Source organism: Pseudomonas sp. NFACC43 (assembly GCF_900119645.1).
GTDB lineage: Bacteria > Pseudomonadota > Gammaproteobacteria > Pseudomonadales > Pseudomonadaceae > Aquipseudomonas.
On the sequence record NZ_FPKK01000008.1, the window covers coordinates 39,286 to 55,661 of the forward strand.

Annotated in this window: 16 protein-coding genes; 7 read left to right on the forward strand and 9 right to left on the reverse strand. The window is 63.4% G+C overall.

The annotated features are described in order from the left end of the window. Positions 1-2: 2 nt before the first annotated feature. The 4 genes from glgA to BT179_RS15360 all read right to left on the reverse strand — a co-directional run bounded on the left by glgA (position 3) and on the right by BT179_RS15360 (position 4,674). Complete coding sequence (gene glgA / locus BT179_RS15345; RefSeq protein WP_072398439.1) at positions 3-1,574, reverse strand: glycogen synthase GlgA; 1,572 nt, start codon at positions 1,572-1,574, stop codon at positions 3-5. 549 nt (positions 1,575-2,123) lie between these two features. After that, complete coding sequence (locus tag BT179_RS15350; RefSeq protein ID WP_072431171.1) at positions 2,124-3,086, reverse strand: D-2-hydroxyacid dehydrogenase family protein; 963 nt, start codon at positions 3,084-3,086, stop codon at positions 2,124-2,126. 11 nt (positions 3,087-3,097) lie between these two features. Next, the gene (locus BT179_RS15355) at positions 3,098-4,126 is read right to left on the reverse strand and encodes an alpha/beta fold hydrolase (protein WP_072431172.1); all 1,029 of its coding nucleotides are present in this window, start codon (positions 4,124-4,126) and stop codon (positions 3,098-3,100) included. Positions 4,127-4,227: 101 nt separating this feature from the next. Beyond that, positions 4,228-4,674 (reverse strand): DUF411 domain-containing protein, encoded by a 447-nt coding sequence (locus BT179_RS15360; RefSeq protein WP_072398442.1) that lies wholly within the window; start codon positions 4,672-4,674, stop codon positions 4,228-4,230. 173 nt (positions 4,675-4,847) lie between these two features. Here BT179_RS15360 and BT179_RS15365 point away from each other — a divergent pair, with 173 nt between their 5' ends. The 7 genes from BT179_RS15365 (at position 4,848) to BT179_RS15390 (ending at position 10,910) form a co-directional block, all read left to right on the forward strand. After that, complete coding sequence (locus tag BT179_RS15365) at positions 4,848-5,786, forward strand: hypothetical protein (RefSeq protein ID WP_143148710.1); 939 nt, start codon at positions 4,848-4,850, stop codon at positions 5,784-5,786. 284 nt (positions 5,787-6,070) lie between these two features. Further along, a complete protein-coding gene (locus BT179_RS15370) occupies positions 6,071-7,399 on the forward strand; it encodes a flavin-containing monooxygenase (protein ID WP_072431173.1) in 1,329 nt (442 codons plus the stop codon). After that, complete coding sequence (locus tag BT179_RS15375; RefSeq protein ID WP_072398444.1) at positions 7,399-7,809, forward strand: RidA family protein; 411 nt, start codon at positions 7,399-7,401, stop codon at positions 7,807-7,809. The genes BT179_RS15370 and BT179_RS15375 overlap by 1 nt, the downstream gene beginning before the upstream one ends. Before the next feature lie 10 nt (positions 7,810-7,819). Then, on the forward strand, positions 7,820-8,494 hold the full coding sequence (locus BT179_RS15380; protein ID WP_072431174.1) for a DUF1028 domain-containing protein: 675 nt from the start codon (positions 7,820-7,822) through the stop codon (positions 8,492-8,494). Further along, on the forward strand, positions 8,487-9,674 hold the full coding sequence (gene argE, locus BT179_RS15385; protein ID WP_072398446.1) for an acetylornithine deacetylase: 1,188 nt from the start codon (positions 8,487-8,489) through the stop codon (positions 9,672-9,674). The genes BT179_RS15380 and argE overlap by 8 nt, the downstream gene beginning before the upstream one ends. Further along, positions 9,671-9,820: a hypothetical protein gene (locus BT179_RS26770; RefSeq protein WP_156682196.1), complete on the forward strand. Its 150-nt coding sequence runs from the start codon at positions 9,671-9,673 to the stop codon at positions 9,818-9,820. Before argE ends, BT179_RS26770 begins: the two co-directional genes overlap by 4 nt. Positions 9,821-9,869: 49 nt before the next feature. Beyond that, positions 9,870-10,910 (forward strand): ABC transporter substrate-binding protein, encoded by a 1,041-nt coding sequence (locus BT179_RS15390; RefSeq protein WP_072398447.1) that lies wholly within the window; start codon positions 9,870-9,872, stop codon positions 10,908-10,910. Positions 10,911-10,963: 53 nt separating this feature from the next. On the opposite strand, the gene BT179_RS15395 is transcribed toward BT179_RS15390, so the two are convergent. The 5 genes from BT179_RS15395 to BT179_RS15415 form a co-directional block, all read right to left on the reverse strand. Next, positions 10,964-11,875: a LysR family transcriptional regulator gene (locus tag BT179_RS15395; RefSeq protein WP_072398448.1), complete on the reverse strand. Its 912-nt coding sequence runs from the start codon at positions 11,873-11,875 to the stop codon at positions 10,964-10,966. 208 nt (positions 11,876-12,083) lie between these two features. Continuing rightward, complete coding sequence (locus BT179_RS15400; RefSeq protein WP_072398449.1) at positions 12,084-13,286, reverse strand: NAD(P)/FAD-dependent oxidoreductase; 1,203 nt, start codon at positions 13,284-13,286, stop codon at positions 12,084-12,086. 333 nt (positions 13,287-13,619) lie between these two features. Further along, positions 13,620-13,994 (reverse strand): response regulator transcription factor, encoded by a 375-nt coding sequence (locus BT179_RS15405; RefSeq protein ID WP_072398450.1) that lies wholly within the window; start codon positions 13,992-13,994, stop codon positions 13,620-13,622. 100 nt (positions 13,995-14,094) lie between these two features. Then, the gene (locus BT179_RS15410) at positions 14,095-14,739 is read right to left on the reverse strand and encodes a response regulator transcription factor (protein WP_072398451.1); all 645 of its coding nucleotides are present in this window, start codon (positions 14,737-14,739) and stop codon (positions 14,095-14,097) included. 24 nt (positions 14,740-14,763) lie between these two features. Then, on the reverse strand, positions 14,764-16,188 hold the full coding sequence (locus BT179_RS15415; protein ID WP_072398494.1) for a sensor histidine kinase: 1,425 nt from the start codon (positions 16,186-16,188) through the stop codon (positions 14,764-14,766). Positions 16,189-16,376 lie beyond the last annotated feature (188 nt).

The following is a 16,376-nucleotide window of genomic DNA, read 5'->3' on the forward strand; positions in this document are numbered from 1 at the left end:
CCTCATTGTCTGGCGGATTTACCCAGGGATTTCGCCACCAGTTGTTCGTAGAGTTCGGCGTAGGGTTCGACCGCCTTGCGCCAGTTGAAAGGCGCCGACATCGCCCGGCAACGCATGGCATTGAGCAGTTCGGGGAAGGCGAAGACCTTGAAGGCCCGGCCCAGCGCTTCCTTGTAGCTCTCGACGGTGGACTCGTTGAACAGGAAACCGGTGACTCCATCCTCGATGGTGTCCGCCAGCCCCCCGGTATTGCGGGCCACCGGCAGCGAGCCGAAGCGCTGCGCATACATCTGGCTCAAGCCGCAGGGTTCATAGCGCGATGGCATCAGCAGGAAGTCGCTGCCGGCGAACATCCGCCGCGCGTCGGTTTCATTGAAGCCGATGCGTACGCCGATCCGTCCTGGAAAGCGCAGGGCCAGCTCGCGCATGGCTTGCTCTTCTTCCGGCTCGCCGCGACCGATAATGGCGATCTGACCGCCAGATTCGACGATGAACTCGGCCACCGCTTCGGTCAGGTCCAGGCCTTTCTGATAGACCAGCCGGGACACCACGGCGAACAGCGGGCCGTTGGACTCGTCGAGGCCGAAAAGCTCGCGCACATGGGCAGCGTTGGCCGCCTTGCCTTCCCAGTCGCCAATGGCGAACCGGCGCTGCAGGTGGGTATCGGTGGCCGAGTCCCAGCTCTCATCGATGCCGTTGGGGATGCCGCTGAGCAGACCCTGCTGTGTCTTGGCCGCGAGGAAACCGTCGAGCCCGCAACCGAACGCCGGGGTGGTGATTTCCTGGGCGTAGGTGGCGCTGACCGTGGTGATGTGGCTGGAGTACGCCATGCCGGCCTTGAGGAACGACAGCTTGCCGTAGAACTCCATGCCTTCCTGTTGCAGCGCATGTTCGGGGATGCCCAGCTCCGGGCAGGACGCCAGGCTCACCACGCCCTGGTATGCCAGGTTATGGATGGTGAACAGGGTCGGGGTGCGCTGGCCGCGCCAGTGCATATACGCTGGTGCCAGTCCGGCAGGCCAGTCGTGGGCGTGGACCAGGTCCGGGCACCAGTGGATCTGCGCAAGGTTGGCCGCGATATCCGCCGCCGCCAGGCCCAGGCGGGCAAAGCGGATGTGGTTGTCGGGCCAGTCGCGGCCATTGTTGGCGCCGTATGGCGAACCTTCGCGGGCATACAGCTCGGGGCAGATCAGCACGTAGATCACCAGGCCATCGGCCATGTCCATGCGTCCGATCTTGCAGGGCGGCAGCGCGGCGTGGCCGCCCAGTTCGCCGATGATGTGGATCGGATTGCCGCTGTTCATGACCTGGGGATAGCCGGGAATCAGGACCCGGACATCGTGCAGGCCGGCCATGGCCCGGGGCAGGGCGGACGAGACGTCGCCCAGGCCGCCGGTCTTGACCAGGTCGGCGATTTCCGAGGTCACGAACAGGATCTTCTTGCGGTTGGGGTTTTGTCGAACGACGGGGAGCAGTGCCTTGCCTCCGGTAGTCAACACCGGTGCCGTCGGCGATCCTGCCGCCGGTGGCAGTTGTGAGCGGACTTGTTGTGGTTCCAAGGCAGCACTGATCATAAATATCTCCTGTTTTCTCGATCTGTTTCCGGCAAGCGCCAGAGCTGATGTTTCATTGGCCGAATCCTGCGGCCAGGCGCACAAGCGCTACGCAAGGAGAGCAAAGCGCTGCCCAATGCGGCAAAGCGAATCAGATGAAAGAGCTGTGCAAGGACTTGCAAGGACTGCACCAGCCACCGTTGCCCTACCTCTAACCTGACCCGTGGCCGCTGCGAAAAGTTTCGACTTTTTTTCGTCTGGATGACCGGTCGGTTTTTGCCCCGGTTTGGCAGTCTAGGCCAGAACCTAGAGCGCTACGGTGCGCTTCGTCGAATTGTCGGACAATCACGTTTTTTGGCGGCAATGTCTTACACGACAATCGGTGATACGCACCGACGAAGTGCAGGTTTCTGTCACGCAAGAGGAGTAGGAGGCGAGGGGGTGTTTCATCGCCGTGCGCGGTGCAATGGCGTGCTGCACCATCAGGGGGCGTTGAAAATAGAGGCGTTTTGATGGCGCTGTGAGCGCCGCGAAGGGGGAGCGAACTCCCCCGTGCAGTGACTCGGGCGGTCAGCCGGCCGGAATCAACGAGCGGATCGGCGCCCCTGCGGCCCAGGCCCGGATGTCCTCGATCATCAGGGCGTAGAACTGTCGGTAATTCTGTCGGCTGACGTAGCCGATGTGAGGTGTGGCCAGGACGTTGTCCAGCGTCCGGAACGGATGCCCGGGCGGCAAGGGCTCCTCGGCAAAAACGTCGAGGGCGGCGCCAGCCAGGCGCTTGTGGCGCAAGGCATCGATCAGGGCGCCCTCATCGACGATCGGGCCGCGGGCGGTATTGACCAGCAACGCCCCGGGTTTCATCCAGCCCAGGGCCTGGGCGTCCACCAGCCCACGGGTACGCTCGCCAAGGACCAGGTGGATCGAGAGGATGTCGGCCTGCTCGAACAGCTGCTGCTTGCTTACATAGAACACCCCCGCTTCGGCGGCCCGCTCCGGGGTGAGGTTCTGGCTCCAGGCGATCACACGCATGCCGAACACCTGGCCGAACTGCGCCACGCGCTGGCCGATGCTGCCCAGGCCGAGGATCGCCAGGGTCTTGCCGTGGAGGTCGCCCCCCAATCCTTGCTGCCACAGACCGGCGCGCAAGGCGTTGGCTTCCGGCAGGAGGTTGCGGCTCAGGGCCATGACCAGTGCCCAGGTCAGCTCGGGGGCGGCATGCTTGTAGCTTTCGGTGCCGCAGACCTGGATACCCAGCTCGGCCGCGGCCTTGAGGTCCAGGGCGGCATTGCGCATGCCGCCGGTCAGCAACAGCTTGAGCCTGGGCAGGCGTCGCAGCAGGCCTTCGTCGAATGTCGTGCGTTCACGCATCACGCAGATCACCTCGAAAGGCTCGAGGCGTTCGGCCAGGGTATCGCGGTCGGCGGGGTAGTCATGCAGGAACGTCACCTGGCCGATGTCGTCCAGCACTGACCAGTCCACCACGTCCCGCGCCACGTTTTGCCAATCATCGATGACCGCTATCTGCACCGCCATGGAACACCTCGTCAGGGGATGGGTTTGTTCAGCCAGCTCAACAATGCTTCATGGAACCGGTCCGGCTCTTCCATCTGCGGTGCGTGCCCCAGGTTGGCGAACTCCACCAGCGTCGAGCGCGGGATGAGCTGTGCCACCTGTTTGCCCAGTACGTCATAACGGCCCAGCCTGGCCTTCACGGCGGGTGGCGCTATGTCGCTGCCGATGGCGGTGGTGTCGGACGTGCCGATCAGCAACAGGGTCGGCACCTTAAGGTCCTTGAATTCGTAGTAGACCGGCTGGGTGAAGATCATGTCGTAGATCAGCGCCGAGTTCCACGCGACCTGGGTGTGTCCCGGCCCTTTGTTCAGGCCGGCGAGCATATCCACCCAGCGGTCGAACTCCGGCTTCCAGCGGCCCCCATAGTAAGTGGTGCGCTCGTAATTGCGAATCCCGTCGGCGTTGAGCTTCAGCTCGCGTTCATACCATTGGTCCACGGTGCGGTAGGGCACGCCAAGGGCCTTCCAGTCTTCGAGACCGATGGGGTTGACCATCGCCAGGCGCTCTACCTGATCTGGGAATTGCAGGGCGTATCGGGTGGCGAGCATACCGCCCGTGGAGTGGCCCAGGACAATGGCCTTCTGCACGCCGAGGGCCTTGAGCAGGGCCTGGGTATTGGTCGCCAGTTGATGGAAACTGTACTGGTAATAGTCCGGCTTGCTGGAAGTGCAGAAGCCGATCTGATCGGGCGCGATCACCCGATACCCGGCTTCGCTGAGGGCCTTGATGGAGTCGCCCCAGGTGGCTGCGCAGAAGTTCTTGCCATGCATCAGCACGACACTGCGGCCGTTGACCTTGCCCTGGGCCGGTACGTCCATGTAACCCATCTGCAACGATTGGCCCTGGGACTGCAGGTTGAAATGCTTGAGGGTATAAGGGTATTCGAAACCCTGTAGCTGCGGCCCGTAGGCCGAGCCTTCGGGGGGATTCGCGGCGTGAGCGAACAGCGGCAGGGTGCTCAGCAGCAGGCTGGGAAGCCAGCGGGCGGTCAAACGCGACATGGTCAATCTCCTTGGGGCAACCGGCCGATCCTGGGGCTACCCGATTATGGCGACATTAACCACAGGCAATCGAACCGCCCGAACGTTCCCGGCCGCCTCCGTCAGTGGGCCGGATAATCCGCCACCACGGTCTGGCTTCCATCCTTTTTCTGACCGATCACCTGGTAGGCATCGCTCATGCCGTCCATTTCCATGCCGGGCGAGCCCATCGGCATGCCAGGCGCGGCCAGGCCAAGCAGGTCGTCGCGCTTGCTCAATGCCAGTACCTGATCCGCCGGTACGTGACCTTCGACGAACTTGCCATTGATTTCGGCGGTGTGGCAGGAACGCAGGTTCGTTGCCACGCCCAGGCGCTGCTTGACCGCGCCCATGTCGGTTTCGACATGGTCGTTGACCTTGAAGCCGTTCTCTTGCAGGTGCGAAATCCATTTCTTGCAGCAACCGCAGTTGGCGTCGCGGTGCACGTCGATGGCCACCGGTTCGGCGGCCTGGGCCAGGGTGGAGATGAACAGGGCGCTCAGGGCGAGCAGATGCAGGGGATTAGCCATGGGAGCGGTCTCGTGTGGAGCGGTTTGCAAAGGAGGATAACAGAGTAGTGCAGAGGAGCTGACAGGCAGCTGAGGAGCAGATGACACAATTGTCAGCTTATGGTGAATGACATCGTCATTCGAAAGATGACATCATTTTGCCTTCATTGATTGAAATGGATGACAGGGAAGACATGCACATCGAAAATCTCAAGCGGTTCCTGGATGCCGGCACCACGTTTTCCTTCGGCGACCGCGTCACGCCCCATACGGCCAACGATTTCTGGCGATGGGCGTTCTCCAACATGAACGTACCCGTGTTGCGGGGCGTGTTGATCGAATACCTGGTGGCCCAAAAACTCATCGCCCACTGCGACGACATCGTCGGCGATACGGTGAGAGCGTTGACCACCTATACCCCTGGGCCCGGCGACCTGACCCGCAGCATCGAAAAGCACTATCAGGTCCAGCCCCATGGTGATGTGTTCGACCTGCAATTGAGCTGGGGCGTGACGCTGGAAATCAAGAGCACGGCTTCGCCGGCCAACTGGCGCCTGAACAAGACCTGCCGATGGAACATCATCGAAGACAAGAATCTCAAGGAAACGGTATTTCCGGCCCAGTTCTACATTCTCGCCCAGATGGGCCCACAGGTGAGCTTCAGCGACAGTGCCCTGAACCTGGGGGCGATCACCTTTCATGTGCGTACCGGCGAAGAACTCGAACGCCTGGCCGCTGGGCAGCAGTCGCTGGGATTCGCCCGGTTCGTGGGCGACGAGAGTGCTCGTCCCGGCTGCGGATATGACCAATTGCCCGCCGTGCTGCTCGATCTGCAGACACAGCGCCTGCAGCGTGTGCGCAAGAAACTCCGGCCAGACTGGAAACTGGTGCCGCGCGATGGCCAGGATGACTTCATGCCGCTGGCCGTGGAACGGGACGGCAAAGTGGAGGCCTGGTGGTATTGGCAAGTTGAGGTGGAGGGTAAATGGACTGCGGTGCCCATCGAACCGATCGAGTCTCCCTGGTTGCCGGACGAGACACCTGGCTGGCGGGATTGGGAGGCGGCGGGGTTTGCCTATGTGCCGGAGGTGGTGGCCATGGCCGAGCCCGAAGAGGCCATCGTCGGCCCCTGAGGCAAGGCCGTTTGCCGAGCTATCGGCTGATCCGTCCCTTCTTTGCGCAGCCTTCGCTGTGCAACTTCTCTGACCCATGAGTCGCCTGCCAGGCACCTGTCTTCGAGGCAGGCGCCCAGGCAGCTTTTTCCTTTCCAGCAACGATAAAAAGCCTCGTTTCGCAAATCCCCGCCGGCCAACACAATCGCTTCGACATCGCTCCAAACACACCGCAGAACAACAAGACAGAACCCGAAGCGGTCGCGATGCAGCTCTGAATCGAACCCACTGCCGGAAGTGCACACATGCCCTTTGAAACGATCCACATCGATACGCTTGTCATTGGCGCCGGCCAGGCCGGCGTGGCCATGAGCGAACATTTGAGCAGGCAAGGCGTGCCTCACCTCGTGGTGGAGCGCAACCGCATTGCCGAAGCCTGGCGCACGGCGCGCTGGGATTCCCTGGTCGCCAACGGTCCGGCCTGGCATGACCGGTTTCCCGGGCTCGAATTCGAGGGGCTCGATCCCGACGCCTTCGCCGGCAAGGATCAGGTGGCCGATTACTTCGTTGCCTATGCCAGCAAGTTCAACGCGCCGATCCGTACCGGGGTGGACGTGAGGAAGGTTCAGCGCAATGTCGGTCGTCCCGGCTTCAGCGTTGAAACGTCGGAGGGGCTGATCGAGGCGATCCATGTGGTGGTCGCCACCGGGCCGTTCCAGCGGGCGGTCATTCCGCCCATCGCACCTGATCTGGCCGGCATCGTCCAGATGCACTCCGCACAGTATCGCAATCCCGGGCAGTTGTCCGAAGGCGCGGTCCTGGTCGTGGGAGCGGGCTCATCGGGTGTGCAGATCGCCGATGAGTTGCTACGTGCCGGCAAGCGCGTCTACCTTTCCGTGGGGGCCCATGACCGTCCACCCCGGTCCTACCGCAACCGGGATTTCTGCTGGTGGCTGGGGGTGCTTGGGGAGTGGGATGCCGAGGCTGTCCGGCCCGGCAAGGAGCACGTGACCATTGCCGTGAGCGGTGCCCGTGGCGGTCATACCGTGGATTTCCGCAGGCTCGCCCATGAAGGCATCACCCTGGTGGGCCTGACGAAAGCGTTCGATGGCGGCCAGGTTCGCTTTGAGCCGAACCTGGCCGAGAACATCGCCCGCGGCGATGAAAACTACCTGGCGCTGCTGGATGCCGCTGATGCCTACATTGCCCGCAACGGGCTGGACCTGCCTCTCGAACCTGAGGCCCGCCAACTGCCGCCCGACCCGCCATGCCTGACCCATCCGATCCTGACGCTCGATCTGCTGGAGGCTGGCGTCGGTACGATCATCTGGGCCACAGGGTATTCGGTGGACTACAGCTGGCTGAAGGTCGACGTCCTCGATGCCAACGGCAAGCCCCGTCACCAGCGAGGCGTGTCCAGCGAGCCGGGTTTGTATTTTGTCGGCCTGCCTTGGTTGTCGCGGCGCGGGTCGGCGTTCATCTGGGGCGTCTGGCACGACGCCCGGCATATCAGTGACCACATCGTCAAACAGCGCACGTACCTGGCCTATCGTCGCCCGAGCGACAGCCTGGACTCGCCTGCGCCCGCCATCGATTCGCACAACTCGAAAACCAGCCTGATGGGAGTCCGCTGATGCCTACTCACACCCGTATCCGCATGTTCAACACCAAGGACACCTACCCGAACCAGGCCCTGGACAACGACCTGTGCCAGGCCGTACGGGCCGGCAACACCGTCTATGTCCGCGGGCAGGTCGGCACCGACTTCGAGGGGCGGCTGGTGGGGCTTGGCGATCCCAGGGCCCAGGCCGAACAAGCCATGCGCAACGTCAAGCAATTGCTGGAAGAAGCCGGCAGCGACCTGACGCACATCGTCAAGACCACCACCTACCTGACCGATCCGCGCTACCGCGAGCCCGTGTACCAGGAGGTCGGTAAATGGCTCAAGGGTGTGTTTCCGATTTCCACCGGACTGGTGGTCAGTGCCCTTGGCCAGCCCCAGTGGCTGATGGAAATCGACGTGATCGCCGTGATTCCCGAATAAGGACCGAACCATGACTTTTTCCATTGTCGGACGCTGCGCCGAAACCGGCCAGCTGGGCGTCGCCATCAGTTCTTCGAGTATCGCCGTCGGTGCCCGCTGCCCCTGGTTGCGCGCAGGGGTTGGCGCGATGTCGAGCCAGAACATCACACTGCCGGCGCTGGGCCCGTTGATCCTGGACGAGCTTGCCACGGGCCTGGAGGCGCAAGAAGCCGTGGACCGTGTCCTGGCGCGCAATGGCTATAGCGAGTATCGCCAGGTGGCAGTGATCGATGCCCAGGGCAACACGGCGATCTACAGCGGCAGCCGTGCCTTGGGGATTCATCGTGCCTTGGCCGGCGAGCAGTGCGTGGCGGCCGGCAACCTGTTGGCCGACGATATCGTGATCGACGCCATGGTCATGGCCTTCCAGCACAGCGAGGGCAGTCTCGCCGCCCGTCTGATGCGGGCCTTGCGAGCCGGCCAGGAAGCGGGTGGCGAAGCCGGGGCGGTGCACTCGGCGGCGCTGTCGGTGGTGGACGACCTGACCTGGCCCATCGTCGACCTGCGGGTGGACTGGGCGGAGCAGGATCCTGTCGGCGAACTGGAAAAACTCTGGACGGCCTATCAGCCGCAACTGCAGGACTACCTGACCCGCGCCTTGAACCCCACCCTGGCGCCCAGCTATGGAGTGCCGGGCGATGAATGAACTGCGCAGTCGCGCACTGCTGGCCAGGCTGGTGGGTTTCGCCACGGTCAGTCGCGACTCCAACCTGGCGCTGGTCGGATTCGTGCGTCAGTACCTGGCGGACCTGGGGGTTGAATGCGAGCTGATCTACAACTCCGAGCGGACCAAGGCCAACCTGCTGGCCAGCATTGGCCCGCTGGAACCTGGCGGGGTCGTTCTGTCGGGGCACACCGACGTGGTACCGGTAGACGGGCAGGCCTGGACGGTGGATCCGTTCTGCCTGAGCGAAGCCGACGGCAAACTGTTCGGCCGGGGCACGGCGGACATGAAAGGCTACCTGGCCTCGGTGCTGGCAGCGGTGCCAATGTTCCTCGCCAGCCCACTTCGTCGGCCGGTGCATCTGGCGTTCTCCTACGACGAAGAAGTCGGTTGCCTGGGTGTACGCAGCCTGCTGGAAACACTGCCCGAGTCCATTGCCGAGCCTGCGTTGTGCCTGATCGGCGAGCCTACGCAGCTGCAGCCGGTGCTCGGTCACAAGGGCAAGTTGGCGATGCGTTGTCATGTCAGAGGGGCAGCCTGCCACTCGGCCTATGCCCCTCACGGCGTGAACGCCATCGAGCAGGCGGCACGGCTGATCGGCAGGCTGGGAGAGATTGGCGCATGGCTGGCCGATCCGGCACGGCATGACCCGCGCTTCGACCCGGCGTATTCGACGGTGCAGGTCGGGGTGATCCAGGGAGGCACCGCGTTGAACATCGTGCCGGCCGATTGTCGTTTCGATTTTGAAATCCGGGCCTTGCCGGATTTCGCTCCGCAGGGGGTCGTCGCGCAGTTGCAAGGCTTTGCCGAACAGACCCTTCTGCCGGCCATGCAGGCGGTAAATGGCGCCACCGCCATCCGTTTCGAACAGCTGTCTTGCTACCCGGGGCTGGCGACGTCACCCAAGAGCGCCGCCGCGCGCCTGGTCGCGCAGCTGTGCGGCAGCGACGCTTTTGGCACGGTGGCTTTCGGTACCGAAGGTGGCCTGTTCGACCAGGCCGGTATCCCCACCGTGGTGTGCGGCCCCGGCAGCATGGACCAGGGACATAAACCCGATGAATACGTGAGCGTCGAGCAGATGGCGGCCTGTGATCGCATGATGGATCGATTGGCACGCCACCTCAGCGAACCCCACCCTTTCTGGGCCGAGGAGCTTGCGTGAACGACTTCAACGACTGGCGAACCCGGGGCGCGACACTGCGCCTGACGGATACGGTGCCGATGGCGAGCTCCCCGGGTAACAACGAACGGGTCGACAAGACCGGTAATGCTGTAGACCGCACCGCCCGCGCTTACGGTCACCCCTGAGTCCCGCGCTGGCTCGTGCGGGCGAGCCGGCATTTCGAGGAACCGCTTCATGTCCAGATCCTTGCGTTGCAACATTGCGTGCGTCCTGGCTTTGCTGAGTACCAGCGCCTTGGCCGCGCCACAAAGCCTGACCGTGATTTCCTTTGGCGGCGCCACCAAGCAGGCCCAGGACAAGGCCTACTTCCAACCCTTCAATGCCAGCGGTGCAGGAAGCATCGTGGCTGGCGAATACAATGGCGAACTGTCGAAGATCAAGGCCATGGTCACGGCGGGTCACACCAGTTGGGACGTGGTCGAAGTGGAAAGCCCCGAGCTGCTGCGAGGCTGTGAAGAAGGCCTGTTCGAGAAACTCGACCTGACGGCCATGGGCGACCCGGCGAACTACGTACCGGGTGCGCTCAACGAATGCGGCGTCGCCACCTATGTGTGGTCGATGGTCCTGGCCTACGACCAGAGCAAGCTCGGCAAGGCGCCCAGGTCATGGGCGGACTTCTGGAACCTCACCGAGTATCCCGGCAAGCGCGGCCTGCGCAAGGGTGCCAAATACACCCTGGAAATCGCCTTGCTCGCCGACGGCGTCAAGGCAGAGGAGCTGTACAACGTCTTGAACACGCCGGAGGGAGTGTCGCGGGCTTTCGCCAAGCTGGACCAGATCAAGCCGAATATCCAATGGTGGGAAGCCGGCGCCCAACCGGCGCAATGGCTGGTGGCAGGGGATGTGGCGATGAGTGCCGCCTACAACGGGCGCATCGCTTCGGCGCAGAAGGAGGGCATGAAGCTGAGCATCGTCTGGCCGCAAAGCCTGTATGACCCGGAGTACTGGGCCGTGGTCAAGGGCACGCCGAACAAGGCCCTGGCCGAGCGGTTCATCGCGTTCGCCAGCCAGCCCCAGACCCAGAAAGTGTTCTCGGAAAATATCCCTTACGGGCCCGTGCATCGCCAGACGCTGGGTTTGCTGCCCGAGGCCGTGAGGGACCAGTTGCCTACCGCCGAAGCCAATCTGGCCGGGGCTCGGGCCGTGGACTCCGAGTTCTGGGTCGACCATGGCGAGGAGCTGGAGCAGCGTTTCAACGCCTGGGCGGCCCGCTAGGCGAACCAGCCGTGGCGAGGGGACTTTTCCTCGTCACGGCCTGCCTGGCGGGTTCACGGCAACCACTGCCTGAATTGTTCCCGGCAATACTCCACGAACAGCTGTGCCGGTTTGGTCAGGTGCGCGCGCCGCAGCCAGCCCGCCACCAGCGCCGAGCCTGTGACGTCTTCGGTGATACCGACGCAGACCACCTGTTGCCCATCGTAAGTGGTGGTGCAATGGGGGCGTGTCACCAGCACCGCGAACCCGAAACCCTGGCCGACCATGCCGCGTACCATTTCGATGGAGGGCGAGCTGAAGACGATATTCGGCGTCAGGCCCAATTCTTCGAAGATGCTGACGAAATACGTCCGGCTCGGTTGTACATCCAACAGGATCATCGGCTCCAGGGCCAGGTCGCGTAGCGACACCTGGGCCTGGCCGGCGAAGCGATGCCCCACCGGCAACAGGGCGTAGGGGCGCTGCGGCGCCGTCAGGGCCTGGGTCTCGATGGTGCTGTCGAGGTCGTGCTCATAGAAAATCGCCAGGTCGAAACGCCCGCCGGTCAGACCTTGCACCAGCTCCTGCTGCTCGCCGTCCTGCACACGGATCTCCACGCCGGGAAAGCGCTGGCGAAAGCCGGCGATCAGGCGGGGCAGGTAGAGCGGGGCGACGGTCTCGAAGCAACCGATGTCGATCTGGCCGCTTACGACATCATTGTCGGCCAGCGCGTTCTGCTCGAATTCCCGGGCCATGCGCAGCAGCTCCTGGGCCTTGCGGTAGAAACGAGCGCCTCCCGGGGTCAGCGAGACGCCCTGGGCATGATGGCGGATAAGCAACTGCACACCGAAGCTGTCCTCGAGCCCCTTGACGGCGGTGGCGATGGACGGCTGCGCGATGTACAGCTTGCGGGAGGCCTCGGCGACGCTGCCGCATTCAACGGTGGTGACGAAGTACTTCAGCTGACGCAAGGAATAGGACGCCACGACACACCTCTATACGGATGGTTTGGCCTACCTTACCTCGTGCCGCCGGGGTGAAGGGCGGGCCTTGCAACGGATTTTGCTGGGCAATGGCAATATCCAGGCTTGTTTATGGCGGAGCAGGAAAAAGACGCCCGCCTGAAAAGGGTGGGCGGGCGTTCGGGAAGGACCGGCTCGCAAAGGAGAGTGGCGGCCGGTCAGGACGAAAGGATCAGGCCACCGGTATCAGTGGGTCGGCCGCTGCCAGGGCGGTTGCGCGATCCGCCGCAGGTGGATAGATCCATACCGTGTTGATCTGGGTCTTGAGCGACTTGGCTTCCTGTCCCACCAGTTTGAGCTGGCGATCCCAGCCCTCGGTGAACACCGCGCCCCAGGCTCCCAGGTCCAGGCATGTGACGTACTTGGGCTGGCTGTAGGCCATCGGTGCTACGCCCAGCAGGTCGGCCGCCACGTTATTGCCGGCATAGCGACCCAGGGCGATGGCGTGCTGGCAGGACATGGCCGCATAGTTGCCCAAGGTGTCGGTTGCGGCATAGGCCACGTCACCAGCGGCGAAAATGTCGTTCTGGCCCAGCACCTTCAGGTTGCCATCGACGTGCAGGCGACCCTGGCGGTCCCGGGTGCCCGGCACTTGTTGAGTCAGCGCACTGGCGCGGAACCCTACGGTCCAGATCACAGTGTTGGACTCGATACGCTGGCCGTCAGACAGTGTGACGCCGCCGGCATCCACCGACTCGACCGAAGCGTTGAGGATCCACTCGATGCCCAGGTGGCCCGAGGCCTCGATGATCGACGGGCGGATACCGTCACCCAGGGACGCGCCGATCTGGGGGCCGCGGTCCACCACGATCACGCGGATTTTTGCCTCGTCCCCCAGCACCGCTCGCAGGCGGGCGGGCATTTCGGTTGCGGTCTCGATACCGGTGAAGCCTCCGCCGGCGACCACCACGGTGTTGCGGGCCGGGCTGTCTGGCAGGTGCTTGAGGGATTTGAGGTGGGCTTCGAGGCGCGTCGCCTGTTCGATCTCATCGACGTCGAAGGCGTGCTCCAGCATGCCTTCAAGGTCCGGACGCACCAGTTGGCTGCCGGTGGCGAGGACCAGGCGATCATAGCTCAGCGTGGCCTGGCTGCCTGAGGCGTCGCGGTAGCCTACTTCCTTGCGATCGGGGTCGATACGGTGGGCCGAGCCCTGTACGAAGTTCACACCCACCGCATCGAACAATCCATGAAGCGGTGCTGCCATGGTATGCACATCGGGCTCGTAGAAACGAGGCCGGATGCGCAGCTCGGCCTGGGGAGCCAGGACCGAAATCTGCACATCGTTGCGCTTGTGCAGGTCGATGAGCCGGGCAGCGCTCAACGCGCTCCAGACCCCGCCGAACCCCGCGCCTACCACCAGAATATGCTGTTTCATGATTTGCTCCCGAAGAAAGATCGATACGTTGAAGGGTTCAGCCCATTCATTGTGGCCACGCCGCGAATGCCCGAAAGTGCTTGGCTCATGCCTTCAGCTTCGGTTCGCCAGAGCAATGCTATTCGCCGGTGGGGGGGGCCAGCACTTCTACATAAGGTCAGCGGGAATATGTCTGGGTATGAAGGACCTATACGAAGGTGTGAGTGCCGCAACCGGCACGGCGCGGATCGACCGGAAAAATGCCTGGCCCACAGGCGACGCAGGATAGGCCGTCGCGTTCGCGGGCAAGCCTGTAGGGTTTGCAGTGACGCGCTGATGAGAAGGGCTGGCCTGTCAAACCGTGTGCTTGAGCACCGATTCGATGCAGGCGATCAGTTCCACGCATCCGAACGGCTTGGGGAAAAGCGCCACGGGCTCGGCCACGCCGGGCTTGACCCGAGGCGGTGGGCCGGGGTGGCCGCTGATGATAATGACGGGAATCCGGATGTTCCGCGCAGCCAGTTCGTTGCACAGCTCGATGCCGCTCATGCCGGGCATCCTGATGTCCGATAGCAGGCAATCGGTCTGTTCGGGGCCGCCGCCGGAAAGGAACTCCAGGGCGCTGGCGTAAGTGTGTACTGTGTACCCGCTGGAACGCAGCAGGCCGTCCAGTGCTTTTCGAACGGATTCGTCGTCATCGACAACTGAAATGATTGCGGTGTTTGACATTGAGAGACCCGGCAGCGATATCAGGTCGCCATAACGGCGCCGTCTTCACTGCAAGATACCCTGTCCATGACCCGCGCCTAGTATACGTGGGTATGAAGATTCAGCCGGGCATATCCAGCGCCTGGCCCATGCGTACCAGATCGGCGAAGGAGCGGGCGCACATCTTGCGCATGGCCTGGCCGCGGTGGATCTTGACGGTAATCTCGCTCAGGCCGATTTCCCCGGCGATCTGCTTGTTCATCAGGCCCGAGATGGCCAGCGCCATGACCTGCCTTTCCCTGGGCGTCAGTGCCGCATAGCGAGCTTCCAGCGCCTGGCGGGCTCGGTCGGACTCGCGGCGCAAGCGGTCTCGCTGATGAGCGGCAGATACCGCATCGATCAGGTCCTGCTCCCGGAACGGCTTGCTCAGGAAATCCACCGCCCCGGCTTTCATGGCCCGGACCGTCATGGGGATATCGCCGTGGCCGGTCATGAACACTATCGGCAGGTTGATGTTGGCCGCCGCCAGTTCCTGCTGGAAATCCAGGCCGCTGGTGCCCCGCAGGCGTACATCCAGCACCAGGCAACTGGGGACGGCGGGGCGGGGGAATTGCATGAACTGCGCTACCGAGCCGAACAGCTCCACCTGCAGGTCGATGGAGCGCAACAGGCTGCCAAGGGCCTCGCGCAGTGGCGCATCGTCGTCGACGATGTAGACGATCGGTTCCTGGAGATTGGCCTGGCGAGCGGCGTGATCGAAAGTCATGGGCGTGTCCGAGGCGGTCATGGGTCAAGGGATAAGCGGCAATGCGAACCTGAACGAAGTCCCTCGACCGGCTTCGCTGGTGGCCCAGATCCTGCCGTCGTGGAATTCGATGATGGAGCGACAGATGGCCAGGCCCATGCCGAGGCCGTTCTCTCTCGTGGTGAAGAACGGGGTGAACAGCGAAGGCAGGACATCCTGCGCGATGCCCGTGCCCTGGTCAGTCACCTCCAGGACGGCCTCGTTGTCCTCTATCCAGGTGCGTATCTGCAGGAGCCGGTCGCTGACCGCAACGGCGTCCATGGCATGACAGGCATTGATGACCAGGTTGATGATCACCTGCTGCAATTGCACCCGGTCGGCGCTGACATGGCCTGCGCAGGTCGCCAGGTCCACTTTCGCCGTGACCTTGTGCAGCACCAGTTGCTGCTGGACCAGGTTCAGGGTCTCGTTGACCACTTCGTCCAGCGACTCGGCCTGACGCCGTGGATCGCATTTGCGCGACAGCGACCGGATACGGTCGATGACTTCGCTGGCGCGGCTCGAGCTGGCGACGATCCGCTCGAGGGAATCGAGGGCTTCCTCCAGGTCGGGCTGCGGACGCTCCAGCCAGCGTCGACAGGCCTGGGCACTGCTGGTGATGGCGGTGAGCGGCTGGTTGACTTCATGGGCAATGGAGGCGGCCATTTCCCCCAGCGAGGTCAGGCGGGTGACATGGGCCAGTTGAGCCTGGGCGCGGAACAGCGCTTCCTCGGCCTGCTTGCTGGCCGTCATGTCCATCAAGGCCCCCAGGTACTGGAAACGACCCTGTGCGGAAGGCAGGAGGCTGGCGATCAGATGGATATGCTTGATGCGCCCGTCAGGCATCAGCAGCCGCAGCTCGACCTCGATCTGGGGGGCGCGACGGGCGGCCTGGCCGAACATATCCAGCACCCGTTCGAGGTCTTCGGGGTGGGTGCGTTCCAGCACCATCGAAACCGTCGGCGTCTTGCCGCTGGGGTATTCGAAGATCCGCGCCGACTCCTCCGACCAGGACAGGTCCGAACGATCGCCGCGAAAGCCGAAGCTGCCGGTCTGGCTCAGGCGTTGGGCTCCGACCAGATAGGCCTCGTTGTGGCGCAGGCTGTCGGACGCCTGCTTGCTGCGCAGCGCCAGGAACGCGATGGCGGACAGGGCCGTCAGGCAGCGAAAGAAGCCGGTGGTGGAGTCCCAGCGATGATAACCGCCGTTGTACAGGAACATCGCCGTGAGCAGGAGCATGCACATCAGCGCGACGGTGATGACCAGGTTGATGGAGAACAGGTTGGCCGCCATCAACAGCAAGGTGATGTAGAGCAGGGTGGGGGCCAGGTCGGATCGGGTCTCGGAATTGATGATGACAATGCCGCAGGCCACCACCAGCCCGACCGCCCAGCCCAGGGCGTTCACCAGCGGATGGGGACTGATCCCCATCGAAGGTCGCGAGGCGATCTGACAGGGGGTGTACCGGAGGCTGTCATGGATGCTTTTGAACATCGTGGCGGGTGTGGGCACGCTGGCGGACCTTTTGTATTTTTTGAGGGGCCGGCTCCGGGGCGTCGCAAGGACAGAGCTTCGGTCTCGTATCTTAAAAGTGCCGCGTTTTCGCCGGTAGGACAGAA

Bases quoted from the DNA above. Each gene is read 5' to 3' on its own strand.
- BT179_RS15390 (WP_072398447.1), top strand. From the start codon at position 9,870: ATGTCCAGATCCTTGCGTTGCAACATTGCGTGCGTCCTGGCTTTGCTG.
- BT179_RS15375 (WP_072398444.1), top strand. From the start codon at position 7,399: ATGCCTACTCACACCCGTATCCGCATGTTCAACACCAAGGACACCTAC.
- BT179_RS15360 (WP_072398442.1), bottom strand. From the start codon at position 4,674: ATGGCTAATCCCCTGCATCTGCTCGCCCTGAGCGCCCTGTTCATCTCC.
- BT179_RS15355 (WP_072431172.1), bottom strand. From the start codon at position 4,126: ATGTCGCGTTTGACCGCCCGCTGGCTTCCCAGCCTGCTGCTGAGCACC.
- BT179_RS15400 (WP_072398449.1), bottom strand. From the start codon at position 13,286: ATGAAACAGCATATTCTGGTGGTAGGCGCGGGGTTCGGCGGGGTCTGG.
- glgA (WP_072398439.1), bottom strand. From the start codon at position 1,574: ATGATCAGTGCTGCCTTGGAACCACAACAAGTCCGCTCACAACTGCCA.
- BT179_RS15365 (WP_143148710.1), top strand. From the start codon at position 4,848: ATGCACATCGAAAATCTCAAGCGGTTCCTGGATGCCGGCACCACGTTT.
- BT179_RS15410 (WP_072398451.1), bottom strand. From the start codon at position 14,739: ATGACTTTCGATCACGCCGCTCGCCAGGCCAATCTCCAGGAACCGATC.
- argE (WP_072398446.1), top strand. From the start codon at position 8,487: ATGAATGAACTGCGCAGTCGCGCACTGCTGGCCAGGCTGGTGGGTTTC.
- BT179_RS15415 (WP_072398494.1), bottom strand. From the start codon at position 16,188: ATGGGGATCAGTCCCCATCCGCTGGTGAACGCCCTGGGCTGGGCGGTC.
- BT179_RS15405 (WP_072398450.1), bottom strand. From the start codon at position 13,994: ATGTCAAACACCGCAATCATTTCAGTTGTCGATGACGACGAATCCGTT.
- BT179_RS15350 (WP_072431171.1), bottom strand. From the start codon at position 3,086: ATGGCGGTGCAGATAGCGGTCATCGATGATTGGCAAAACGTGGCGCGG.
- BT179_RS15370 (WP_072431173.1), top strand. From the start codon at position 6,071: ATGCCCTTTGAAACGATCCACATCGATACGCTTGTCATTGGCGCCGGC.
- BT179_RS15380 (WP_072431174.1), top strand. From the start codon at position 7,820: ATGACTTTTTCCATTGTCGGACGCTGCGCCGAAACCGGCCAGCTGGGC.